Below are 24469 nucleotides of genomic sequence, written 5' to 3'. Positions count from 1 at the left end.
CAAGGAGCAGGGAGCAGGGAGCAGGGAGCGAGTGGCGAGTGGCGAGTGGCGAGTGGCTGTAGTGTCGAACGGCTCGTCCTCGATCGTTCTTGCGCGAAGTACGACTATACTATCGACCAGACCACCTCTCCCGCACGCAGTCTTGGAAAGTCTCGCACGCTGTCTTGGAGAGATACTTAACTTGCGCGATACGTAAGGCGATGCAGATCTGTTGAGGAAAACAGATCGACAATGTCGAACGTTCTTCTCTTTTTGTCCTGAAAGGACTCGAGCCATTAGCCGGGGGTTGAGCGAATGCGATACCCCCGGTTGGATTCCCGATGGATTGAGCATCCCGACCGGATGCGAGCCGCACGAATGAGCATCTTCGCGTTGTTTTCTGGATCAAGCCATTGCATTTCTTTAATCCCTTTTGGATTGAAAAAGAGGTGGGGGGGACCGGGGGTATCGCTTGCGCTCAACCCCCGGCTACAAGCTTTGATCCTTTCAGGATCGACGGAGGGATCTGTTGAGGACAACAGATCGACAATGTCGAACGGCTCGTCCTCGACCGTTCTTGCACCGAGTACCACCCTACTATCGCCCAGACCACCTCTCCCTCATGCAGTCTTGGAGAGTCCCGCACGCAGTCGTGGAGAGATACTTATCTTGCGTGATTCGTAAGGCGATGCAGATCTGTCGAGGACAACAGATCGACAATGTCGAACGGCTCGTCCTCGACCGTTCCTGCACCGAGTACCACCCTACTATCGCCCAGACCACCTCTCCCTCATGCAGTCTTGGAGAGTCCCGCACGCAGTCGTGGAGAGATACTTATCTTGCGTGATTCGTAAGGCGATGCAGATTTGTTGAGGACAACAGATCGACAATGTCGAACGGCTCGTCCTCGACCGTTCCTGCACCGAGTACCACCCTACTATCGCCCAGACCACCTCTCCCTCATGCAGTCTTGGAGAGTCCCGCACGCAGTCGTGGAGAGATACTTATCTTGCGTGATTCGTAAGGCGATGCAGATTTGTTGAGGACAACAGATCGACAATGTCGAACGGCTCGTCCTCGACCGTTCCTGCACCGAGTACCACCCTACTATCGCCCAGACCACCTCTCCCTCATGCAGTCTTGGAGAGTCCCGCACGCAGTCGTGGAGAGATACTTATCTTGCGTGATGCGTTAGGCGATGCAGATCTGTTGAGGACAACAGATCGACAATGTCGAACGGCTCGTCCTCGACCGTTCTTGCACCGAGTACCACCTTACTATCGACTAAGCCACCTCTCCCTCATGCAGTCTTGGAGAGTCCCGCACGCAGTCGTGGAGAGATACTTATCTTGCGCGATGCGTAAGGCGATGCAGATCTGTTGAGGACAACAGATCGACAATGTCGAATGACTCGTCCTCGACCGTTCTTGCACCGAGTACCACCTTACTATCGACTAAGCCACCTCTCCCTCATGCAGTCTTGGAGAGTCCCGCACGCAGTCGTGGAGAGATACTTATCTTGCGCGATGCGTAAGGCGATGCAGATCTGTTGAGGACAACAGATCGACAGTGTCGAACGGCTCGTCCTCGACCGTTCCCTCGCAACGAAAATAAGCAGCGTTGTTTGGAGTAGTCTCTCCGGTAGTAACCGTTGTGACTAATGGTGTTTCGCTGGGGGAAGCACAGGGGTGATTAATGGTAAGGGGCGGTCGAAGGCGTAGTAGCGTGCATCGGTTTTGTTTATGGCTTTCAGCCAAAAGCGCCGTGTGGGAGCTTGGATCCTAGGGCGTTGCCCTAGGCTATGGTGTTCATGCCCTTCAGGCAAAATACCCTCGCCGGTCGGAGACCGGCTACTACTCGCTACTCGCTACTCGCTAGTCGCTACTCGCTACTTTTCCCCAAGGCTTTCAAGGATGGCTTCGACGTAGCGGTAGGACTTGGCGACCGAAGAAATGCTAACCCGCTCGCCTACGGCGTGATTCCCCTTGATCGTTGGCCCGAGCGAGATGGCGTGGAGGCCCGGAATCTTTTCTACTAACAGTCCGCATTCCAACCCCGCATGCACCGCGTGCACTTTCGGCGTTTCACCGAATAGTCGTTCGTAGGAGGAGACCGCGGCTTCGAGGAGTGGGGAGTCGAGATGGGGTTTCCAGCCGGGGTAACCGTCCGCGATCAAGGTTGTTGCATTGGCTAAACCTGCGATGGCGACGATGGTATCGGACACATCGGAGAGCGCTTCTGGAGTCGTCCCTCGGACACTGCAAACGATCCGCCCAGGCTTGTTCGGTCCCAGTTCGATGATCGCCATGTTGCAGGACGATTCGACCAATACGGGCAGCTCCGGGGTCATCTCGCAAATGCCTGTCGGAATGCTCTGAGCCATTCGCACGAAAAGAGCAGACTGGGCTGTCGATAGCATTGCGTGTACGGGTGGGACATCGCTCGATTCCATATGAAGGTGAATCGGGTTGTCACGCTGCGAGTACAAGCGATTGAAGCTCTCGACCTGCATTTCCGCGGCATTCTTTGCAGCAGCAAACGCGCTTTGGGGTATTACGAAACCGGCCTGGCTCTTGTCCGGAATCGCATTGCGTCGGCTGCCACCGTTCCAGTCGGTCAATTGAATGGGAGATAGGGACTGAATTGCGTGCAGAATGCGAGCGACCAAGCGATTGGCGTTCGCGCGCCCTTGATTGATCTCGATTCCGGAGTGCCCTCCTTTGAGTTCATCGATCTTCAGCTGGACGAGACAGCAATCTCCCTGTGGAGAAACCGGTTCCCAGTTGCCTTCCCATTGGACTTCCACATCGCGACCTCCGGCCGATCCGATCGTGATTTCGTCGTCCTCTTCGGTATCGATATTGAGAAGGAGTTTGCCAGTGATTCCTAGATGGGATGGGTTCATACCGATCGCGCCAGTCATCCCCGCTTCCTCGTCGACCGTGAAAAGCAGTTCCAGCGGGACAGGGAGATCCTTTTTCTCGGCCAATGCCATCATCATGGCGACGCCGATTCCGTTGTCCGCGCCGAGGGTGGTGTAGGGGGCGTTGATCCAATCGCCGGTTGGGTTGGGAATAAGTCGTTTCTCCCGCTTCGGGTCGACTTCCCCGCGTTCCATAGGGATCTTTCCGTTCGAAGCGTCCGCACCCAACGGGTTTCCTTCCTCGGTCACCGAAACGATATCGACATGGCACTGCAGAATCACCGGGGAGGCTGTGGTTTTGCGAGCCGCGGGGACGTGGACGCACAAGTTATTTGCGCCGTCGCGTTTGGCGGTCCGCCCCAGTTTGGAAGCCCATTTCTCGATGTGATCGATCGCCGCACCTTCGTTTTTGGAAGGACGGGGGATTGCTACGAGATCGAAGAAATGCTCCCACACCGCGCTGGGCTCAGGGATTGGAAACGAAGGCTTCATAGTCAACTCGGGTCAGGTAGGGGGCTTGAACAAGTCGCTGCGCCGATGCAAGGTTTTTTGGCGGGACTGATCGTCGCGCCAGGCGGCAATCTTTCCATGATCGCCGCTGAGAAGGACTTCGGGAACAGGGTGTCCGCGGAATTCCGGCGGTCTGGTGTATTGCGGAAACTCCAGGAGCCGATTGCCTCGCGAGAAGGAGTCATCCCAGGAGCTTTGTTCGTCGCCGAGCACACCGGGAATCATTCGCACCGTGGAATCGACCACGATCATCGCAGCGACTTCGCCGCCATTGAGGACGTAGTCTCCGACGCTCAGTTCCAAAGGTTGGAGGATATCGATCACCCGTTGATCGAATCCCTCGTAGCGACCGCACAGGAGCAGGATGCGGCCGGTCTGCGCCATGCTCTCCACGCGCGGTTGACGGAGCGGTTCTCCTTGGGGAGTGAGCAAAACAACGAGGCCGGGTCGATCCGCCATCTGCTGGACCTCTTCCACGCAATGGACCACCGGTTCGACGCGGATCAGCATGCCCGGACCTCCACCGTAAGGTCGATCGTCGATCTTATGGTGTTTGGGGTCGGTTGACCAATGACGCAAATCGTGGACAACGATTTCGATCAACCCTTTCGCGATGGCTTTGGCGAGCAAGCTCTGCGTGAGGTACCCCGAGAAGATCTGGGGGAAGAGAGTAATGATGTCGATCCGGAGCATCGTGGTTCCGACCTACAAAAAGCAAAGGCACGAGCGAATTGTGCGTGCGTCGGGGAAGCTCCTGACTGCGGACAGGAATAAGTCCGCAGACGGGCAGGCAGCGAGGTGTTCGTAGGAATACAGCTAACACCCAGCAACTTATGGTCGGTGACCGACGTCAGCACCCGTACCGGTCGGAGACCGGTCGTTACCTAGACACCGGTCGGGGACGGTGAACGCATTACCCGGGTTTGCATGGACAGGCGAGATGCGAAGGAGAACTAGCTCTGTGCTGCAGCAACGGGCTTGCGGCCAAGGCGTGTCAGGGCTTCGGATTGCTTTTCCAAATGCGTTCCCTTGGATCCGTACTTGGAGATCAAAACGACTGCGTTTTCGCTAGGCTGAGCACCTACGCTCAACCAATAGTCGATTCGCTCACCCTTGAGGATTGCGCGAGCATCTACTTCCTTGCACATCGGATCATAGTGGCCCAGCTCTTCCAAGACGCGGCCGTCGCGAGGACTTCGTTGATCAATTGCGCACAAACGATAGAAGGGGCGGTTCTTGCGACCCAATCGCTTCATTCGAATTCGTACCGACACTGTTTTACTTCTCCGTCAACAACTGAAAAATGGGAGGCGAGATAATAAACGGTCTTTGAAATCCTGACGAGTCGTAATTTCGAAAAAAGTTGGGAGCGGGGAGGAAATGCAATACTCAGTCCCCGCACGGTTTCGCTTTCCTCGGGTGGGGACTCCAGAATCCCCGCGATTTCTGCTCTTATCCTCTTCTGCTCTTATCCACTTCCGTGGAGTGCTCAGTGAATAGACAGGCACAAACGCGAACCGAACAGAACGCTTTGGGCATGCTTTCACCGCTCCAGTCTCCGTAGTGGTACATTGGGTGTCGCTGTGCCGAGCGTAAGGCTCCTTTGGACGCCTCAAGACCGGAATTCGGACATTTGCTCATGCTTTGGGCCGACGCCTTGTTTTTAGGCACAGGAGGAAATGTCCAAATAAGACTGAGATTTTTTGCTGGCTCAAACCCCGGAAAATGCTGGCGTTCGTGTAAACGGCAGTTTGCGGGCCATTGAATGGTCCTCTTTTTGCTATCAGCGGATTTTGGCACGTGTTGCGCATTCTCTCCGCACCGAAGCCGTCAAAACGCACGATGAGAGACAACGTTTAGTTCCAGGCGGAGTATTAAATGGTAAGAGCGTTCTTTGGATTGGTCCTCGGACTTGGAGTCCTGTGGACTGGAACCTGCCTTGGGCAGGAAGGTGCTGCGGCGGTTGCCGAGACAGCGGAGGTAGCGGCGACGCCGGCGCCGGAAGTCACTGAGGTGGTGGCGACGGCCGCATTGAACCAAGGGGACCAAGCGTGGCTGCTCACCAGCTGTGCGCTGGTTCTTTTGATGAGTCCGGGCTTGGCCTTCTTCTACGGCGGATTGGTCGGCCGGAAGAATGTGTTGAGCATTCTCATGCAATGTTTCATGTGCATGTGCCTCATTACGATCCTTTGGACGGTTTGCGGTTACAGCATCGCGTTTTCGGGCGAGGAAGTCGGCGAGGGTTTCTGCGGCAATCCTCTGACTCACTTTATGTTGGCGGGTGTTTCCGAGAGCGCTCCATTGCAACCTGCTAAGGAAGCGACGCTGGGGATCAGTCAGCAAACGTTTATGGTTTTCCAAATGATGTTCGCCATCATCACCCCTGGTTTGATCATCGGAGCCTTTGCAGAGCGGATGAAGTTCGTCGCGTTCTTGGTATTCACTGCATTGTGGTCCTTGATCGTTTATTCCCCAATTGCTCACTGGGTATGGTACGGACCAGCGCATCCGATTTTTGGTTTGGGTGCCTTTGACGATACAGCGACTCCGATCGGAGCTCTCGACTTCGCGGGTGGAACGGTTGTGCACATCAACGCCGGGGTAGCAGCCTTGGTCGCGTGCCTCGTCATCGGACCTCGGCGCGGTTATCCCGCACAAATCACACCGCCTCACAACCTTCCTTTTGCGGTTCTCGGGGCAGGTCTTTTGTGGTTCGGATGGTTTGGTTTCAACGGCGGTTCCGCGTTGGGAGCGAGCGATCAAGCCGTGCGGGCTTTTGTAACCACTCAAATTGCAGCCGCGGCAGCTGGATTTACTTGGTCGGTGATTGAATTGATCCGAAATGGTCGCGCGACCGCTCTCGGTATGATCACCGGTTGCGTTGCGGGGTTGGTTGCCATCACTCCGGCGGCAGGTTTCGTTACTCCTGGTTCCGCATTGATCATCGGAGCAGGTGGAACCATCATCAGCTACATCTTCGTGGCCTACGTCAAACCAGCGATGAAGTACGACGACTCCCTCGACGTTTTTGGAGTTCACGGGATGGCAGGGGTATGGGGCGCGATTGCGACCGGTATCTTCGCCATGAAAGGTTATGGAGTCGACAAAGCGGGTGGTTTGATTCACGGGAATTCCGCGCAAGTCACCGAGCAGGTGATCGCTGTCGCGGTGACCATTGTTTACTCTGGCGTTGTCTCCTTTATTCTCCTCAAGCTCATCGACTTCACCATTGGGCTTCGATGCACCGAAGATTCGGAAAAGATGGGATTGGATTTGAGCGATCACGCCGAGACCGCTTACACCGTTTCGTAAGCAGTTTGGGTCGATCAGTGATCGACACGGAGCTTAGTCATATCGATGAAGGGCAGCTTAAGAGAGCTGCCCTTCTTTTATTGGTACACACGACTCCCCTGGCCTACCCTCTGAACTCCGGTACATTAAGAGTTCGCGACGAAGCGGGATTGAGCTTCGTCAAAGCCATATTCTTTTCCCTCGCACATCGGGACTTGTTGTTATGTCGACTCCATTGGAGCTGGTAATTCATGGTGCCTCGGGCCGCAACGGGAAGCGATTGATCGCGTTGGGGAGCAGCGACGCAGAGCTGAAATTGGTGGGAGCCATTGTCCGTTCCAGCTCGCTTCACTTGAACGTCGACGCAGGGACCCAGGCTGGGGTGGAGCCGATTGGGTTGCCACTTTCGAGTCAATGGCCGGAGCGGGCCGATGCGGCGATCGACTTTTCCTCTCCGGAAGGATGTGCAGCAGCCATTGAGGCTTGCGTTCAACGAAAGATTCCCCTCGTTGTCGCATCGACCGGATTGACCCCCGCCCAAGTTCTCGAGGTGGAGGAGGGGGCACGGCACATCCCTATTTGTTATGCCCCCAACATGAGTGTCGCGGTGAATCTCACAATGAAGTTGGTGGAATACGCGGCCAAGGCGTTGCGGGACGTGAGCGGTGGAGCGGATGTCGAAATCATCGAGCGTCACCATCGGTTCAAGGAAGACAGTCCCAGTGGAACGGCATTGAAATTCGGTCAGTTGATCGGGCAAGCCATGGGGATTACCCAGCATGTCCACGGGAGGCATGGATTGTGTGGCAAGAGACCGCACAATGAGATTGGGTATCATGCCGTTCGTGTCGGCGACGATGCGGGGCAGCACACCATTGTGTTCGGCATGATGGGGGAAACCATTGAGCTTCGCGTGGCGGCGTCCAACCGAGATTGCTATGCGACGGGCGCGATCGCAGCGGCCAAGTGGTTGGTTGGAAAACCAAACGGGCTCTACAGCATGTTCGATGTATTGGGGCTATAGCAATCCGTCATGGCGCGATGCGATCAAGGGTACTTGTGCAAAGTATGCGGCGAAGAGGTCGAGCATATCACCGATAGCGAACTTTACTTGCGCTATGTGTTAGGAGAGGTCGATCCCGAGCTTTTGCATTTAGAGCCGGACTGCCATCTTCGGTGCATCCCGGCGCTCGCCCAGTTTATCGCGGACTCGAGATTTGAGCCGGTGCGCTGCGATCATGCGATCTTTGCCAAAGAGAATTTGGATGTCGCGTATGTAGAGGGGCGAACTCAAGCCGTCACGGTGGCGTATCAGCGGCTTTGGGAGATTCGCAGTGAGAGGCGAAAACCTCTCACGGTGGTGGAGTATCCGTTGCCTGGGGCAGCGGATCGCTGGAAATAGGGGGCTAGTCCTTAGAGGTACATGCCTTGGAAGGCAAAGTATCCGAGCGCTGCGATTGTCATCGGGATACCGTAGGGGAGCAGAAACATTCGCGACTTCCGTTCGGCGGCACGCTGATAGAGAGCTTCTGCGTCTTTGACTTCGACGAATTCGCCGAGCAGCATCTTGAATTGGTTGTAGTGTTTTCGCCAGCGGCCCGAGTACGCGATCATAGCGAGGGCCATGATTCCACCGACGATAGCGGTTGCGGCGAAGATATTCCAAGTGTGTTCCGCGTGGACCCATGCGCCGATACCGGCGAGGAGTTTGACGTCGCCTGCTCCCATACCACCCACCATATAGAGGCCGTAGAGGAGAGAGAGGCCAAAGAAGGTCGCGAGCAGGCTCCATCCCAATCCTGGCCATCCACCGGCAGCGTAGCTGTAAATCCAGCCGGTCGCGATCATGGGAAAGGTGATCCAGTTAGGAACTTTAAGCTTCCAACCGTCGATAACTGCGGCGACGACCAACACGATGGAAACGAACCAAATGTGCCAGTTCGAAATCACGCCATCCATCCAAGTATTTCCGTTCATCACGCACTCCCGACAATATCAACTTTCGAGGCCTTGAATTCGTAGACTTACCGCGGTGCGAAGAGCCACGCGGCGGCGACAGCCATCAAGGTGCCGGCAAAACAGATCATTTCCCACAAACTGCTAATCGCTTCAACAGGTAAAAACGTGTGGTCCATGGCTGCCTCCTTTTGGTCTGTCATTGCACCAAACCGGTGAGTTGCACGGAGAAGGTCCATGCAACTCCCGGAGTTGGTGTGCAACAAGAATAGGATTGCTCCTATGCAACCGGCGAATCATCGCGAGCGACGGTCGCCGGTCGGGTAACTAGGTACCCAACTGGTTTGCAACGTTGGTGAACGTCGAGCTTGCGTTCTTACCGATGCTGGTAACAGCGGTCAAGCAAACGACGATGATCAACGACAGCATCACTGCGTATTCCACAGCGGTTGGTCCGTCTTCGCTCTTCAGGAATCGCTTCAACTTCATGGCGAAATTCTTCATGGTACTACCCTCCGACAGGTAAACTCGGCGAACCGAGAACTAACAAATGGGCCCTCGAGAAGAAGTCTGATTTCATCGCCACGATCTCAGCTTTCCCAGGGCAACCGTGCCGCCGAAGCGACAAGCGTCTCAACTCGAAAACGCCACTCGAAACTTAGGACAGGAACAGGGGCAGTCAAATTTTGCGGCCTGGAATATTTAGGAAATCCTGGAAGAATCGAGGGATTGAGAAAACTTGGCGGCATCGCGCGCCTCTGTGTAGCGAATGCGAGGGTTGCGCCATGAATCCGCCACTGGAACCCTATCCCGTTTCCAGCGAGTTCCGCTACAATCCCGGTTTACGTCGGTTGAACCCCACCACCCGTTGCAGAACAACTATGACTACCGTCAACGAACGATTTCGCGAAGCGGAAAAGCTAAAGGACTCGGGACAAGTCGATGCGGCCAAGGAAGTCCTCATCTCGATTGTCGGAGAGTCTCCGGATCACGTTCTGTCTCATTTGACGCTGGCTCGCATCTACACCCAGACGGGTGATCATCTTGCGGCGGTTAAGCACGCCGAAGAGGCTTGCAGGCTCGAGCCGAACGAGGCATTTAACTTCACGATTTTGAGCGTGACCTATCAAAAGGCTTGGGCGGGAACGCAGGATACGCGATTCATTCGGGCGGCTGAGGATGCGATGGCGCGATCGCAGTCGCTTGGATAGCGAGCGTGCTGGCCGTCCCTCCCTTTTCCCTCCTCTATTTCCACATCCCACCGAACGGAATTCGAAATGACACTCCCTCCATGGTCCCTCGGCGTTTTCACCAGCATCGATGCAGGTTTGGGCGTCCGGCTTGAAGTCGCTCGAGAGCTTGGGATTCCTTCGATCCAGCTCCACACTCCCCACGCCGAAGGCCGAACACCCGCAGCCGCAGAGGCCTTTCTCAAAAAGCTGGAAGAGGCCGGTATCGAATTGACGTGCGTCTTCGGCGGATTTGAAGGAGAGAGTTATGCGGATATTCCCACGGTGGAGAAGACCATCGGCTTGGTTCCGCCCGAGACGAGGGTTTCTCGGCTGGTGGAGATGAAGGAGATTTCGGACTTCACGCGGTTGCTCGGTTGTTCCGTGATCGGTCTCCACGTCGGCGTAGTCCCGCACGATCGCAATTGCCGCGAATATGCCGATGTGATCGAGGTGACACGGCAGCTGTGCGACCATGCCGCGTACAACGAACAAAATGTTCACTTGGAGACCGGCCAAGAGACCGCGGAGGCATTGCTGCATTACATCGACGATGTCTCGCGAAACAATTTGTTCATCAACTTCGACCCCGCGAATATGATCCTTTATGGAACGGGCGAACCGATTCCGGCTCTGAAGCATGTAGGCAAGTATGTTCGGAGCGTTCACTGCAAGGATGGGACTTGGAGCGATCAACCCGGAGTGACGTGGGGACGCGAAGTGCCGCTTGGCGAAGGTGACGTGAATATTCGCGAGTACTTGCTGGCTCTCAAAGAAATCGGTTACACAGGGCCGCTCACGATCGAGCGCGAAATTCCGCAAGAGCCCGAGCGTCAGAAAGCAGAGGTCCTGCACGCGACGAGTCTCCTCGCGCAGCTGAGGAAAGAGATTCTCGGCAGTTAAGCACAGTTCAGAAACCCAACGCAAAGGCGTTGCGACGGATGTTCCGTTCGCCATAAGCCGTAGGGCGCGGCACCCGGTTGCTACTCCTCATCCATTCAACAGAGAAGGCTACATCCATGTCGACTACCAACTTATTTCAGCTGAAGAACCAAGTCGCAGTGGTCCTTGGAGGGACGGGTAGTTTGGGTGGAGCGATGGCGTCTGCACTAGGGAACGCAGGGGCTCGGGTCGCCATTCTCGGTCGAAGCGCCGAGCGTGGGATGCACCGAGCGGAGCAGATTCGAGCCGAGGGGGGGGAAGCGGTTTTTCACTCTGCCGATGCACTCCAACGCGAATCCCTTACCAAGGCTCGCGACATCATCGAACGAACGCTGGGGCCGGTTGATATTTTGGTCAACGCGGCAGGAGGAAATCAGGCCAAAGCGACGTTGCAACCTGGCGATGATTTTTGTCAGCTCCCGCTCGATGCTTGGAATAGCGTTTTCGATTTGAACCTCATCGGCGGCACGATTCTGCCTTGCCAAGTGTTCGGCGAGACCATGGTGGTGCGAGGAGCGGGGAGCATTATCAATATCGCTTCCATGTCCGGGATCGTGCCCCTCTCCCGCGTCGTCGCATACTCCGCCGCCAAGGCGGCCGTGATCAACTTCACTCAATTCATGGCGAGGGAATGGGCGCCGCGAGGGATTCGGGTGAATTGCATCAGTCCAGGATTTTTCCCAGCGGAGCAGAACCAAGGGTTGTTGTACAACCAAGACGGAAGCCTTTCTCCGCGCGGCCAGCAGATCATCGACCATACGCCGGCCGGTCGATTCGGGTACGCCCATGAGTTGTCAGGTGCCGTCATCTTCCTGGCTTCGTCGAGCGCTTCCTCCTTTGTCACAGGCCACAACTTGGTTGTTGACGGTGGATTTTCTTCGACAACAATCTAGCCCCCAGTTGGCAACGACTTTCAACGTAAGATTTCGCCTCATTCCCCTTGCTGGAGTTCTCCATGGCTCAACTATCCATTCGCAAAGACGCTTGCGATCTCGACTTCCTCTCCCTCGGCGCACTCGTTCATCGATTGGATCCAGGCATCATCCCTTTTCGCAAGGCGAAGTCGTTTGAAGTGCACGTGTCGGGTGGAGAGTACAACGTCTCCGCAAACTTGGCGGATTGCTTTGGATTGAAGACCGGTGTCGCTACCGCCATGGTGAACTACGGCATCGGCGAGTTGGTTCAGGCCAAAGTGCAGGAGATGGGCGTGAAGCCCTTTTACAAGCAATTCGAGCACGATGGAGTCCGCGGCCCGAACATCGCCACGGTCTATAGCGACCGCGGCCTCGGAGTGCGTCCCCCCGTCGTCTTCTACAATCGTTCGAATGAGGCGGGAGCGTTGCTCAAGCCTGGGGATTTCGATTGGAAGAAGATTTTCGCGAGCGGTGTTCGATGGTTCCATTCCGGCGGTATTTTCGCGGCCCTATCTGCGACTACATCCGAGTTGATCATTGAAGGGATGAAGGCGGCCAAGGAAGCTGGTGCTGTTACCTCGTTTGACTTGAACTACCGAGCCAAGCTTTGGGGCCCCATCGGTGGAGCCTCCAAAGCGCAAGAACAGATCAGCAAGATCGTGAAAAACGTCGACATGCTCGTCGGCAACGAAGAGGATCTCCAAAAGGGACTCGGCATCGAAGGGCAAGACGTCGAGTCGAAGTCGTCGTTGGATCCCGAATCCTTCTTCACCATGATCGAACGCGCTGTCGAGAAGTTCCCGAATGTGAAGATGGTCGCGACGACGCTTCGCGAAGTTCACTCGACCAACCGACACGAGTGGGCCGCTGTTCTTTGGTACGACGGGAAGCGTTATGTCTCCCCGACGTGCTCGCTCGATGTCGTCGATCGCATCGGTGGTGGGGATGGCTTTGCTGCCGGTCTCATCTATGGCATGTTGGCTGGAAAAGAGCCCGAACAAGCCTTGCGACTCGGCTGGGCTCACGGCGCGCTGCTCACCACCTTCCCAGGGGACACGACCATGGCGCGATTGCCTGAAGTCGAAGCCCTCGCGAAGGGTGGCTCGGCTCGCGTTCAGCGCTAGTGGTCGTGGGCTAGTCTTGTTTGGCTAGTCGTTCAAGACAGGACTTCCGCATGCGGGACCATGGAAACGCCCGATGACATGTGTCGAACGCGGGTGTGTTCGGCAGTCGAGTCGGTGTGGAAGTCCCGTTGAAGGGAAAGATTGGTGCGATGGCGATCGACTTGCCGGAAGCCCCGTGGGGCAAGATACACAACATGGACTGCGTCGCCGGATTGCAGTCCATGACAGAAGCTTCGGTGCACCTCGCGTTTGCAGATCCGCCGTTCAATATCGGTTACGACTACGACGTTTACGATGACCAGTTGGAGTCGAACGAGTATCTCAAGTGGTGCGGATCCTGGATGCGGGAGTTGCATCGCGTCCTCCGCCCCGATGGCACATTCTGGCTAGCGATAGGCGATGAATTTGCGGCGGAGCTGAAGGTGGAGGCTTGCAAAGCCGGTTTCCATCTTCGAAGTTGGGTGATTTGGTACTACACCTTTGGCGTGCATTGCAAAAACAAATTCACTCGATCCCATGCCCATCTCTTCTACTTTGTGAAGGACAGACGGGCGTTCTGTTACCACCCAGAGGCGATTGCAGTTCCCTCGGCCCGGCAGCTGATTTACAACGACAAACGCGCCAATCCCAAAGGGCGATCTCCGGACGATACGTGGATACTCCGTCCCCAGGACTGCCGCGATGCGTTTCAGCCAAACGAAGACATATGGTACTTCCCACGCGTGAATGGGACGTTTAAAGAGCGCGCGGGATTTCACGGCTGTCAGATGCCCGAGCAATTGCTGGGCCGCATCATCCGGGCTTGTTCCAACCCAGACGATGTCGTCGTTGATCCCTTTTCGGGGAGCGCGACAACGCTGGTCGTCGCAAAGAAACTGGGGCGTCAATTCGTAGGATTCGAGCTCTCTAGCGAGTATTCCTCGCAAGGGGCGGCGCGACTGAAACGAACGCAGGTAGGGGATCGACTCGAGGGAGTCGAGGATCCGCGGTCGAGCGTCAAATCGGTAGACGAGGTCGAGCGGGCACGAGCCGGCAGGAAGTCCCAAGGAAAAGCCACCAAACGGATCGAAGAAGGTTTTTTGCCAGGATTTTTTGATTCCATTCCGAAAGTGAAGCAGTCCGAGATTCTAGCCACCGCGTTCTACCGCGCCTCGAAGGGCTATGGGTTGGAACGCGTCCTTTTGGATCCCTATTTGAATCAATCGTTTCAATCGCAATGCGATCAGTTGGGAGTTCCGGGGTTAGCCGCGGAGCGAAATCGAAGTCTGTTTCGTCTTCGCTACGAAGGAGTGCTGACTGCCACTGTTGACGCGTCGATGGATTCTTCATCGACACGAGTGATCTCCGAATCGCGAGCTCCACTGTCTTGGTCCTTTGCGGATCCATTCCTTCCTGCATCCGAGATTGCATGGCGACGACTTTCGGATCGCTATCCCGACTCGACCTTGGAAGAATTGTTTTGCGACCCAGCCATTGCAGAGCTTTTCGATCGCGACGCGACGAGTTTGGCTCCTGGTTTCTCCCCTCTCGATTATCGACTCGGGGCACTGCTTCTGAGGTACGAGTGGAACCTCGAGCAGCAGCGCTTGGACGAAGCCCCAATCGACGCGGCCGAAGAAGCGTCGATTGATCCAATCCAATTCGAGTCCGTTCCCTTTCTCGACCTGCGAGCCGAAGATTTGCCCTCCGTTGCCGGTGTCTACCGTTGGGGCAATACCCAGGGCGAAGTATGGTACATCGGTGCAACGGAGTGTTTGTCTCGACGGTTTCAATTGCACCTTGCTCGTGATTCCCAAGAACTCCTCGCACGGTGGCTTGGTCCGCTATCGGCGGTCAAGGTGGAGTGGAGTGCGCAGGGCTACGATCGAACCCGACCACTCCGGTTCATGGTGAGTGCTACCAATGGGCATGGGACGATGTTCAATATCGCATCTCCCCTTTCCTAGCCGAGCCCCGACCTGTGTTGCCGTCCCCTCGGTACAGACCGCAGCCTTTCGAATACACGGTTCGCGACCAGTTTTCCCTAACCCTGCTCGACATACCTGTTTTGCTACCACCGTGCCGTTCGGCTAGACTGGGAAAATAGTCATCGCATTCCATCTTGCCCTCCCCTCTCCCTTCCCCCATCGAACCTATGAAAACCATCGCTTGTCTCTTGTCGCTTGTATGCGCGTTACCTTTGGTTGGTACCGCGCGATCCCAAACAACGGCCCCGCGGGTGCGAGAGGCGGACGTCATTGTCTACGGAGGGACGTCCGGAGCGATTACGGCAGCGATTCAAGCCAAAAAGCTGGGGCATACCGTTCTGGTCGTTTCCCCCGATAAGCATCTGGGAGGATTGACTGCAGGCGGGCTTGGATGGACCGACACGGGAAACAAAGCGGTCATCGGCGGCTTGTCGCGGGAATTCTATCACCGCGTTTGGAAACACTATCAAAAGCCTGACGCTTGGAATCATCAGCCTCGCGAGTCGTACGGCAACCAAGGGCAAGGAAATCCGGCGATCGATGGCCAACAGCGGACGATGTGGATCTTCGAGCCGCATATCGCCGAGTCCGTGTTCGAAGACTGGGTGAAGGAGGAAGGGATTGAGATTGTCCGCGAGGCATACCTCGATCGATCGTCTAATGGCGTTGTAAAAAAGGATCGAACGATCGAGTCCATCCGTACGTTGGATGGAACCGTCTATCGTGGCAAAGTCTTCCTAGATGCCACGTATGAAGGGGATTTGATCGATGCCGCCGGGGCATCCTTCCATGTGGGGCGCGAGGCCAATGCGCACTATGGGGAGAAGTGGAATGGTGTCCAAGTCGGAGTGCTGCATCATCGCCACCACTTCGGCATTTTCAAAGAAGGGATCAGCCCTTATGTGGTTCCAGGGAATCCACAAAGTGGATTGCTCCCTAAGATCAGTTCCGATCCACCCGGAGAGTACGGTGCCGCCGATCATCGCGTGCAAGCTTATTGTTTCCGGATGTGCCTTACCAATCACGCACCCAATCGCGTTTCCTTTCCCAAACCGGAAGGCTACGATCCCAAGAATTACGAGTTGATGCGGCGCGTGCTGCTGGCTGGCTGGCGCGAAGGGTTTGCGAAGTTCGATCCTGTCCCCAATTTCAAGACCGATACAAACAATCACGGACCCTTTAGCACCGATAACATCGGGATGAACTACGACTACCCGACCGCCAGTTACGAACGTCGCAAGGAGATCATCGACGAGCATCGACGCTATCAACAAGGACTTATGTACTTCCTGGCAAACGATCCAAACATCCCTGAGGATGTGCGAAAGGTTTTCGCCGAGTGGGGATTGGCGAAGGATGAGTTTGTCGACAACGGCAATTGGCCCCACCAACTCTACATTCGCGAAGCCCGCCGGCTCGTCGGTGAAATGGTCATGACCGAGAACGAGATTCTTAAAAACAATCCAGTGAAGGACTCGGTCGGAATGGGCTCCTACACCATCGATTCCCATAATGTGCAGCGATATGTCACGCCCGAGGGATTTGTGCAGAACGAAGGGGACATCGGAGTTTCCACCCGTGGGCCCTATCCGATCTCCATGCGTTCGCTTATGCCGAAGAAGAGCGAAATCGCCAATCTCTTAGTACCGGTCTGCATGTCGAGTTCTCACATCGCCTTTGGGTCGATTCGAATGGAACCAGTCTTCATGATCCTGGGGGAATCCGCCTCCACCATTGCTTCGTTGGCGATTCGCAACAAAACGGATGTCCAATCGGTCTCTTACAAGGACCTTCAGCCACTGCTGCTCAAGAACGGCCAAGTACTCGAGTACGAGGAGAAATTACCCGAAGACGTCGCAGTCGCTTCCTTGAAAGGGATTGTGGTCGACAATAAAGATGCGACGTTGACAGGTCACTGGGCATCGAGTCGCAGCACGAAGCCTTGGGTGGGCGTTGACTATCTCCATGATGCCGACGCCAAGGTTCCGGAGAGCACGGCCGAATTCGCGACGAAGTTGCCACTCAAGGGGAGGTACCTTGTTCGCATGGCTTATTCCGCGGGCGGCAATAGAACCCATCGGGTAACCGTCGAGATCCATCATGCGGCGGGCGTCGCCAAGGTGGATGTGGATCAGACCAAGGCCCCGAGTGAGAAGCCTTGGGTCGACCTCGGCGAATACACTTTCAATGGTAGAAGTGTCGGAAAGGTGACGATCACCAATGCCGGAACGTCAGGCCATGTCGTCCTCGACGCCTTCCAATGGCTCCCCATCGAGTAGCGCAAGCCACGCTGCGTATTTCCTCGGCGCAGGAACGGTCGAAGACGAGCCGTTCGACATTGTCGATCTGTTGTCCTCAACAGATCTGGAGCGCCTTACGCATCACGCAAGGTAAGTTTCTCTCCAAGACAGCGTGAGGGACTTTCCCAGACTGCGTGAGGGAGAGGTGGTTTAGCCGATAGTATGCTAGTACTTCGTGCAGGAACGGTCGAGGACGAGCCGTTCGACACTGTCGATCTGTTGTCCTCAACAGATCTGCATCGCCTTACGCATCGCGCAAGATCAGTATGTCTCCCAGAAAGCGTACGGGGCTTTCCCTGACTGGGTGAGGGAGAGGCGGCTTGGTCGATAGTATGCTAGTACTTCGTGCAGGAACGGTCGAAGACGAGCCGTTCGACACTGTCGATCCGTTGTCCTCAACAGATCTGCATCGCCTAACGCATCGCGCAAGATAAGTATCTCTCCCAGACCGCGTGCGGGACTTTCCACGACAGCGTGAATGAGAGGTGGCTTGGTCGATAGTATGGTGGTACTCGGCGCAGGAACGGTCGAGGACGAGCCGTTCGACACTGTCGATCTGTTGTCCTCAACAGATCTGCATCGCCTAACGCATCGCGCAAGATATGTATCTCTCCAAGACCGCCTGAGGGAGAGGCGGATTAGCCGATAGTATGGTGGTACTTCGCGCTGGAACGGTCGAGGACGAACCGTTCGACATTGTCGATCTGTTGTCCTCAACAGATCTGGAGCGCCTAACGCATCGCGCAAGATAAGTATCTCTCCCAGACCGCGTGCGGGACTTTCCACGACAGCGTGAATGAGAGGTGGCTTGGTCGATAGTATGGTGGTACTCGGCGCAGGAACGGTCGAGGACGAGCCGTTCGACACTGTCGATCTGTTGTCCTCAACAGATCTGCATCGCCTAACGCATCACGCAAGATAAGTATCTCTCCCAGACCGCGTGCGGGACTTTCCACGACAGCGTGAGGGAGAGGTGGCTTGGTCGATAGTATGGTGGTACTCGGCGCAGGAACGGTCGAGGACGAGCCGTTCGACACTGTCGATCTGTTGTCCTCAACAGATCTGCATCGCCTAACGCATCACGCAAGATAAGTATCTCTCCCAGACCGCGTGCGGGACTTTCCACGACAGCGTGAGGGAGAGGTGGCTTGGTCGATAGTATGGTGGTACTTCGTGCAGGAACGGTCGAGGACGAGCCGTTCGACACTGTCGATCTGTTGTCCTCAACAGATCCTATGTCGATCCTGAAAGGATCTAAGCTTGTAGCCAGGGGTTGAGCGCAAGCGATACCCCCGGTCCCCCCCACCCCTTTTTCTATCCAGAAGGGATTAAAGAAATGCCATGGCTTGATCCAGAAAACAACCCGAAGATGCTCATTCGTACGGCTCGCATCCCGTCGGGATGCTCAATCCATGGGGAATCCACCCGGGGGTATTGCATGCGCTCAACCCCCGGCTAATGGCTCGAGTCCTTTCAGGACAAAAAGAGAAGAAAGTTCGACACTGTCGATTTGTTGTCCTCAACAGATCTGCATCGCCTTACGCATCGCGCAAGATCAGTATGTCTCCCAGAAAGCGTACGGGGCTTTCCCTGACTGGGTGAGGGAGAGGCGGCTTGGTCGATAGTATGCTAGTACTTCGTGCAGGAACGGTCGAGGACGAGCCGTTCGACACTGTCGATCTGTTGTCCTCAACAGATCTGCATCGCCTAACGCATCACGCAAGATATGTATCTCTCCAAGACCGCGTGAGGGACTTTCCACGACAGCGTGAGGGAGAGGTGGTTTAGCCGATAGTATGCTAGTACTTCGTGCAGGAACGGTCGAGGACGAGCCGTTCGACAGGGTCGATCTGTTGTCCTCAACAGATCTGCATCGCCTAACGCATCGCGCAAGGTATGTATCTCTCCACGACAGCGTGAGGGAGAGGTGGTTTAGCCGATAGTATGCTAGTACTTCGTGAAGGAACGGTCGAGGACGAACCGTTCGACACTGTCGATCTGTTGTCCTCAACAGATCTGCATCGCCTAACGCATCACGCAAGATAAGTATCTCTCCCAGACCGCGTGAGGGACTTTCCCAGACTGCGTGCGGGAGAGGTGGTTTAGCCGATAGTAGGGTGGTACTCGGTTCTGGAACGGTCGAGGACGAGCCGTTCGACACTGTCGATCTGTTGTCCTCAACAGATCTGCATCGCCTAACGCATCGCGCAAGTTAAGTATCTTTCCCAGACAGCGTGAGGGACTTTCCACGACAGCGTGAGGGAGAGGTGGACTAGCCTAAGTATGGTGGTACTTCGCGCAAGAACGGTCGAGGACGAGCCGTTCGACACCGCTTCCTTGCTCCAAGAACTTCTCCGTGCGTCTGCGAAGATTCCTCTAGCATTGCCGGGACCGAATTCGTATTGTCGAACGATCACCGACGCAGCGCACGCGTACGTCTCGACCTTCCCTTCCGTCGATGGGAGGAGGTGTCGCGGGACTCCGACGTTTTGCGAAGGACGCCGTTTTGCGGAAAGCAAGGAGGAATCATCGAGATGAAACATCAAGGATCGCAGTCAGCAAAATGGAGTGGGGTTTCCGCCTTGTTCGGAGCGTGTTTACTCCTGAGCTTCGGGTGCTCGTCGCCGAACGTGTGCGCACCAAACGGAACCACGGGGCCTTATAACGGCTACCCCTATTACCCAGCTTACCCATACGCTCAGCAGCCCGGTGCACAGCCGATCTATCCGAGTCCTGCAGTCGGTACTCCGATTCCAGGAACCGGAACAATACCTGCAGGAACTCTCCCGGCCGGTACGTATCCCCCTGGCACCCCGTATCCTGCGGGGACGGCCTATTCACCTGGGATGGTACCTCCCGGCTATGTTGGACCTCCCACCAATTCGGCACCGCCACCCCTCATCGGCCGCTAAAGTAATCGCGGCCGCTCCATCGAGAGCCCGGATGACACGGGGCAACCCGCAAGACATTTTCCGGGCCTAGGGTAGTTCGGGAGAGGCGATTGGGAGTTTCAGTTCGAACACACTCCCCTCGTTCCATTTGCTTCGGACAGAGATCTCCGCATCGATCGATTGGCACACGTGCTTGACAATCGCAAGCCCAAGACCGGTCCCGCCTAGATCTTGCGATCGCGCTTTCTCGACTCGATAAAATCGCTCGAAGACTCGATCGATGTCGCCTGGCGGAATCCCAATGCCTGTGTCGTGAAAAAACACCGAACAAGTAGATGCGCCTGGGAGCACTCGGATATGCACCTTGCCTTCCGGTTTGTTGTAACGGATGGCGTTGCTGAGCAAATTGTTGACAACTGTCTGAAGCGATTCCAGGTCGGATCGAACCGTGATGACAGGGTCGCAATCTAGCAGCAGAGAAACTCCCCGCTTCTCCGCGATCGGACGATGGTCTTCCAAGGCGGCTTCGAGTAGATCGAAGATCTTGAGTGAGTAAAGCTTGGGCTTGTCTGGCTGCGACTGCAAACGGGTCAGCTGCAGCAAGTCTCGGATCAAGACATCGAGTCGCGTCGCTTGCTCGCTGATGCGCTCGATGAAGCGTGCCCTCGCCTCAGGATCCTCGCTCGCCCCCATCTGCAGCGTCTCCGCATAGGCCTTGATGGCAGACAACGGGGTCTTGAGTTCATGCGAAACGTTCGCAGTGAAATCGCGGCGCAGGTTTTCAAGTTGCTTCAGACGCGTTTCATCGGTGACGGTCAGGAGGACCGGATGGAGGTTCGTCTCTTTGGTTTGCGAATGCAATTGCCCGATGCGGAGAGGTTGGGTTCGAATTCGAAGCCAGCGTTTTTCCGAGGTGAGTTCGTATTCGATTTCCTTGGCCTGACCTGTCTCATGGGTCGATTGAACGCAATCGATGATGGCAGGTATACGCAGGACGTCCAAGATCTTTTTTCCCATCTCGGCCCGATCGATGCCCAGCAGTCGGGTGCCAGCCGGATTGGCGAAGTTCAATCGCAATTCCTCATCGAACGAGAGAATGCCAATCGGCATGTTGGACATCGCTCGGGATGAATTCTCGTACGAAGCACGCACGCTATCAATCTGCTGTTTCATCGAGTCCGAGATCGCATAGACACCATAGACGATTCGGTCGGGAACCCAGTTGGAAATCGGTTTCTCCAAATTCGATTTCCCTTCTCGCAGTGCCTTGGCGGTGGATTGCAACCAATTCACTTCGCTTTCACGGGCCTTGCGAAATACGAGGAGGACACCCCCGAGGAGAAGTCCTCCGATCGTCCCGAGGGCGATGCTGAGCGAGCCATCGCCTATCGATTTGCTTGTCTCTAAGTTCTCGAATCGCCGAATGAGGATGATATTGCGGGCTTGGTCGTCGGAATCGATCCAGCTGTGACGCAATCGCATCCGAGTGAAGCCGTTTGGTTCCTGCGACCAGGTCGGTGTAAGCGGTGGTTCGGCGAGATCGACCGATTCCCATCGGAGTTCTCCCAATTCCAAATCCTGGAGCAGCAGGGGCAATCGCTCGATCCCCAATTCTTGGGAAAGACGTTCGATCGTGCGAAGGTCGTGAATCGCATGCTGGGTTTGTTCGCTCCGCCAGTGTTCCAATCGCTTTTGGCGGATAGGAAGCTGGGCAAGGAATCCAATCGATGCGCCCCCCAAGGCGGTGATGGCGAGCAACACGAGGTCGCGGCGTACAAACGGGACCGAAATTTCTCAACCTACTTTCTTGCGGATCTTGCTAGGGAAAAAGGGATCAATCGCTGGACATAGAAGCTCGCTGGAGCCGGTCCATCAGAGCGGTACCCAGCCCAATCTCTGGCACTTGTTGGCACTCGATCTGATCGGCACCCAATCGGTCTGCATGGCGAAAAAAGTCGAACAGTACCCGGGCGTATTCGTCGAGGGTGCGCACCAAACAACATGCCATGTAACCAGTCGCGGGAGGTGGCGGTTCTATCCCAATGTAGCATGTCTTTTTCGGCGGAGTGGATCCAGGATGGAGAACGATGCGAACGCGTGCAATAGGTTGGTAGTGCCGGTGACGCAGGCCGGGAGAGTTCGGAGCATGCGGTGACGAGCCCTCGTGGTTCCCGATAGTGGACTCGCTCACGATCTCGCTGCCACGGTAGGGCTCGATGTCCGAACAGACTTTCATCAATTCTTCATACGAAACCTTGCCAGGGCGCAGGACGCGCGGGTGAAGCCCGGTCGTGTCGACGACGGTGCTTTCCAAACCGATATCGGTAGGCGGGCCGCAAACGATACCCTCCACACGTCCATCGAGGTCGTCTCGAACCGCTTCCCAGGTCGTCGCGCTGGGGGTGCCGCTTCGGTTCGCGCTCGGTGCCGCCACGGGTACACCCGCATGTTCAAGAAGCTCGAGGGCCCATGGATGTTCCGGCATGCGGACCGCGACCGAGTCCAGCCCTGCGGTGACCACATCCGGAACCGCATCGGTCTTAGGAAAGACAAGCGTCAAGGGTCCGGGCCAAAACCGGTCCATCAGTTTTTGAGCTACGGGCGATACCGCTCGGACCAGAGTTGCCAAATCCTCGGACTTCGAGATGTGAACGATCAACGGATTATCGGATGGACGACCCTTGGCGGAAAAAATCCGTTGCACCGCTTCTTGCGAGAGCGCATTGGCCCCAAGCCCGTAAACGGTCTCGGTTGGAAACGCGACCAGCGCTCCCTTCGCAAGCAATTCGCCTGCGAGGGGGAGGGAATCTCGGTCAAAATAGTGCGTTTTCATTCGGAGGATCTCTATGGCGAAGGGTGAGCCCAAAATCTAAACTCAAGAGCATGGATCGCAAACCATCGGATTCCCCAAGAAGCGAAGAAAACTTTGGTTTCACCGAAGTCACTTCTGCCATCACGGCCCGTTCTACCGGGTGGCTCAAATCGTTTTTTCCCAATCTTCGGGATGCCGCCATCCGTTGGTCGGAGGACGATGCTGGCTCGCTCGCGGCGTCGGTCGCCTACTATTTGGCCCTTTCCCTTTTTCCCATGATGCTGCTTTTGATTAGCGGCATCGGTCTTTTTTTGGAGTTCTCGAACACCGGTCGAGACGCCGAATCCAAGGTGATGTTGGCGGTAGAGCAGCAATCCTCCCCGGTGGTGAAGCAACAGATCGAGGAGGTCTTACGGCAGCTACGCAATCAGTCCATCGTGAGCGGACCGTTTGGGATCGCGGCTGCCATCCTTGCCGCCATTGGAGTTTTCGCCCAGATCGATCGCGGCTTCGATCGGATCTTTCGGATTCCTCCTCAAAAATCTGCGACGGTCCGAAGAACGATTTACCGACTTGTTCGCCATCGTTGTTTCGCATTTCTCATGCTGGTTTCGCTGGGCGGAACGATCTTGGTTCTGTTCGCATCGAGCATGGTCATGGCCCAATTCCGATCCTTGACCGGGAGCACGCTTCCTAGTTTGCAACACGTCTTTCGTTTCTTCGACACGGCCGTCACGGTTGGACTTAATGGTGTTCTGTTTGGATTTGTCTACCGTTGGCTACCCAAGAAAAAAGTCCATTGGCTCGATGCATTGCGAGGTGGCTTGCTCGCGGCTTGCATTTGGGAGTTGGGGCGGACTCTGCTCGGCATGTTCCTCATCGGTATGCGTTACACCTCCGCCTATGGGGTGATCGGGTCGTTTATTGCCATTTTATTGTGGTGCTATTACGGAATTTCCATTCTTTTCTTCGGTGCGGAGTATGTCCAAGTCCTCGAGATGCGGCGTCGAGCACGATCCGAGTCGACGGGAACCGCAGAGGACGCCGCAGCATCGACTCCGCGCGAAGGGAGCGGGGCGTCAGGAAAGGGACAGAGCGAATTGGCGGTTAATGCCGAGGCTGCGATCGACTATCATACGGAAGTGGGGAGGTCTCTCCCCTCGAAAACATCTTCCGACGTTCGCCAACAACCTCGTCGCAGTTTCCACTCGTAGCAATGCTCCGTCTATGTCCGGTCAATTGGTTTCCATCGGCACCGATATCATCGAATGCGTGCGCATCGCGCAGATGATCGAAAAGCACGGCGAGATTTTCTTGCAACGCGTCTTCACACCGCGCGAAATTCAATACTGTTCCAGCCGAAAAGCGGCCACCCAGCATTACGCAGGGCGCTGGGCCGCAAAGGAAGCTGTGCTGAAGGTGCTTGGCACCGGCTGGGCAAAAGGGATTCAATGGACGGATATTGAGGTCATCAACGAAGTCTCCGGTGCCCCCACGTTGACGATGCACGGCAAAGCAGCGGAGATTGCGCGCGAGCGGGGTATTCGCGAAGTGATGCTTTCGATCTCTCACTGCCGCGGCTACGCAACGGCATTTGCTAGTGGAATCACCTGATCGAGCCTCATTGAGCA

At 55.9% G+C, this 24469-nt stretch carries 20 protein-coding genes; 12 read left to right on the top strand and 8 right to left on the bottom strand.

Going from position 1 to position 24469, the window contains the following annotated elements:
* Positions 1-1867: 1867 nt before the first annotated feature.
* The 3 genes from pepD to rpsP all read right to left on the bottom strand — a co-directional run bounded on the left by pepD (position 1868) and on the right by rpsP (position 4686).
* Positions 1868-3394, bottom strand: coding sequence for a beta-Ala-His dipeptidase (gene pepD / locus VN12_RS06410; RefSeq protein WP_146676047.1), 1527 nt, complete (start codon positions 3392-3394; stop codon positions 1868-1870).
* 12 nt (positions 3395-3406) lie between these two features.
* Positions 3407-4105, bottom strand: a complete 699-nt coding sequence (gene trmD, locus VN12_RS06405) for a tRNA (guanosine(37)-N1)-methyltransferase TrmD (RefSeq protein WP_146676046.1) — start codon at positions 4103-4105, stop codon at positions 3407-3409.
* A gap of 260 nt (positions 4106-4365) precedes the next feature.
* Positions 4366-4686, bottom strand: a complete 321-nt coding sequence (gene rpsP, locus VN12_RS06400) for a 30S ribosomal protein S16 (protein WP_205855204.1) — start codon at positions 4684-4686, stop codon at positions 4366-4368.
* Positions 4687-5290: 604 nt separating this feature from the next.
* On the opposite strand from rpsP, the gene VN12_RS06395 reads away from it, so the two are divergent.
* From VN12_RS06395 to VN12_RS06385, 3 genes are all read left to right on the top strand, one after another.
* Positions 5291-6724: an ammonium transporter gene (locus tag VN12_RS06395; protein WP_240491338.1), complete on the top strand. Its 1434-nt coding sequence runs from the start codon at positions 5291-5293 to the stop codon at positions 6722-6724.
* A 202-nt stretch (positions 6725-6926) separates the two neighbouring features.
* A complete protein-coding gene (gene dapB / locus VN12_RS06390) occupies positions 6927-7727 on the top strand; it encodes a 4-hydroxy-tetrahydrodipicolinate reductase (RefSeq protein ID WP_146676045.1) in 801 nt (266 codons plus the stop codon).
* A gap of 9 nt (positions 7728-7736) precedes the next feature.
* Positions 7737-8105, top strand: coding sequence for a hypothetical protein (locus tag VN12_RS06385; protein ID WP_146676044.1), 369 nt, complete (start codon positions 7737-7739; stop codon positions 8103-8105).
* A gap of 11 nt (positions 8106-8116) precedes the next feature.
* Here the strand turns inward: VN12_RS06385 and VN12_RS06380 are convergent, their stop codons facing one another.
* The 3 genes from VN12_RS06380 to VN12_RS06375 form a co-directional block, all read right to left on the bottom strand.
* Positions 8117-8680 carry a prepilin peptidase gene (locus VN12_RS06380; protein ID WP_205855203.1) on the bottom strand — a complete coding sequence of 188 codons (564 nt, stop codon included), beginning with the start codon at positions 8678-8680 and terminating at the stop codon, positions 8117-8119.
* A 47-nt stretch (positions 8681-8727) separates the two neighbouring features.
* Positions 8728-8862 carry a hypothetical protein gene (locus tag VN12_RS26600; RefSeq protein ID WP_256388124.1) on the bottom strand — a complete coding sequence of 45 codons (135 nt, stop codon included), beginning with the start codon at positions 8860-8862 and terminating at the stop codon, positions 8728-8730.
* 124 nt (positions 8863-8986) lie between these two features.
* The gene (locus VN12_RS06375) at positions 8987-9163 is read right to left on the bottom strand and encodes a Flp family type IVb pilin (protein ID WP_146676043.1); all 177 of its coding nucleotides are present in this window, start codon (positions 9161-9163) and stop codon (positions 8987-8989) included.
* 377 nt (positions 9164-9540) lie between these two features.
* On the opposite strand from VN12_RS06375, the gene VN12_RS06370 reads away from it, so the two are divergent.
* From VN12_RS06370 to VN12_RS06340, 7 genes are all read left to right on the top strand, one after another.
* Positions 9541-9870: a tetratricopeptide repeat protein gene (locus VN12_RS06370; RefSeq protein ID WP_146676042.1), complete on the top strand. Its 330-nt coding sequence runs from the start codon at positions 9541-9543 to the stop codon at positions 9868-9870.
* Between the two features lie 66 nt (positions 9871-9936).
* Positions 9937-10791, top strand: coding sequence for a sugar phosphate isomerase/epimerase family protein (locus tag VN12_RS06365; protein ID WP_146676041.1), 855 nt, complete (start codon positions 9937-9939; stop codon positions 10789-10791).
* 116 nt (positions 10792-10907) lie between these two features.
* Positions 10908-11723, top strand: a complete 816-nt coding sequence (locus tag VN12_RS06360; RefSeq protein WP_146676040.1) for an SDR family oxidoreductase — start codon at positions 10908-10910, stop codon at positions 11721-11723.
* A 62-nt stretch (positions 11724-11785) separates the two neighbouring features.
* The gene (locus tag VN12_RS06355; protein ID WP_146676039.1) at positions 11786-12868 is read left to right on the top strand and encodes a sugar kinase; all 1083 of its coding nucleotides are present in this window, start codon (positions 11786-11788) and stop codon (positions 12866-12868) included.
* Between the two features lie 80 nt (positions 12869-12948).
* A complete protein-coding gene (locus VN12_RS06350; protein ID WP_240491337.1) occupies positions 12949-14814 on the top strand; it encodes a DNA methyltransferase in 1866 nt (621 codons plus the stop codon).
* Between the two features lie 188 nt (positions 14815-15002).
* Positions 15003-17114, top strand: coding sequence for an FAD-dependent oxidoreductase (locus tag VN12_RS06345; RefSeq protein WP_146676038.1), 2112 nt, complete (start codon positions 15003-15005; stop codon positions 17112-17114).
* A gap of 2555 nt (positions 17115-19669) precedes the next feature.
* Positions 19670-20047, top strand: coding sequence for a hypothetical protein (locus VN12_RS06340; RefSeq protein ID WP_146676037.1), 378 nt, complete (start codon positions 19670-19672; stop codon positions 20045-20047).
* A gap of 66 nt (positions 20048-20113) precedes the next feature.
* Here VN12_RS06340 and VN12_RS06335 read toward each other — a convergent pair whose 3' ends face one another.
* Positions 20114-21787, bottom strand: coding sequence for a sensor histidine kinase (locus VN12_RS06335; protein ID WP_146676036.1), 1674 nt, complete (start codon positions 21785-21787; stop codon positions 20114-20116).
* Positions 21788-21860: 73 nt separating this feature from the next.
* Positions 21861-22859, bottom strand: coding sequence for an L-threonylcarbamoyladenylate synthase (locus VN12_RS06330; RefSeq protein ID WP_146676035.1), 999 nt, complete (start codon positions 22857-22859; stop codon positions 21861-21863).
* 50 nt (positions 22860-22909) lie between these two features.
* Between VN12_RS06330 and VN12_RS06325 the strand changes: the two genes are divergently transcribed.
* Together VN12_RS06325 and acpS are read left to right on the top strand one after the other, a co-directional pair.
* Positions 22910-24052 carry a YihY/virulence factor BrkB family protein gene (locus VN12_RS06325; RefSeq protein ID WP_146676034.1) on the top strand — a complete coding sequence of 381 codons (1143 nt, stop codon included), beginning with the start codon at positions 22910-22912 and terminating at the stop codon, positions 24050-24052.
* 13 nt (positions 24053-24065) lie between these two features.
* Complete coding sequence (gene acpS / locus VN12_RS06320; protein ID WP_146676033.1) at positions 24066-24452, top strand: holo-ACP synthase; 387 nt, start codon at positions 24066-24068, stop codon at positions 24450-24452.
* Positions 24453-24469: the final 17 nt, after the last annotated feature.

Source organism: Pirellula sp. SH-Sr6A (assembly GCF_001610875.1).
Taxonomy (GTDB): Bacteria; Planctomycetota; Planctomycetia; order Pirellulales; family Pirellulaceae; genus JBKCUI01.
The sequence above is the reverse complement of the archived record's forward strand: the minus strand, read 5'-3'. Positions and strand labels throughout refer to the sequence as shown.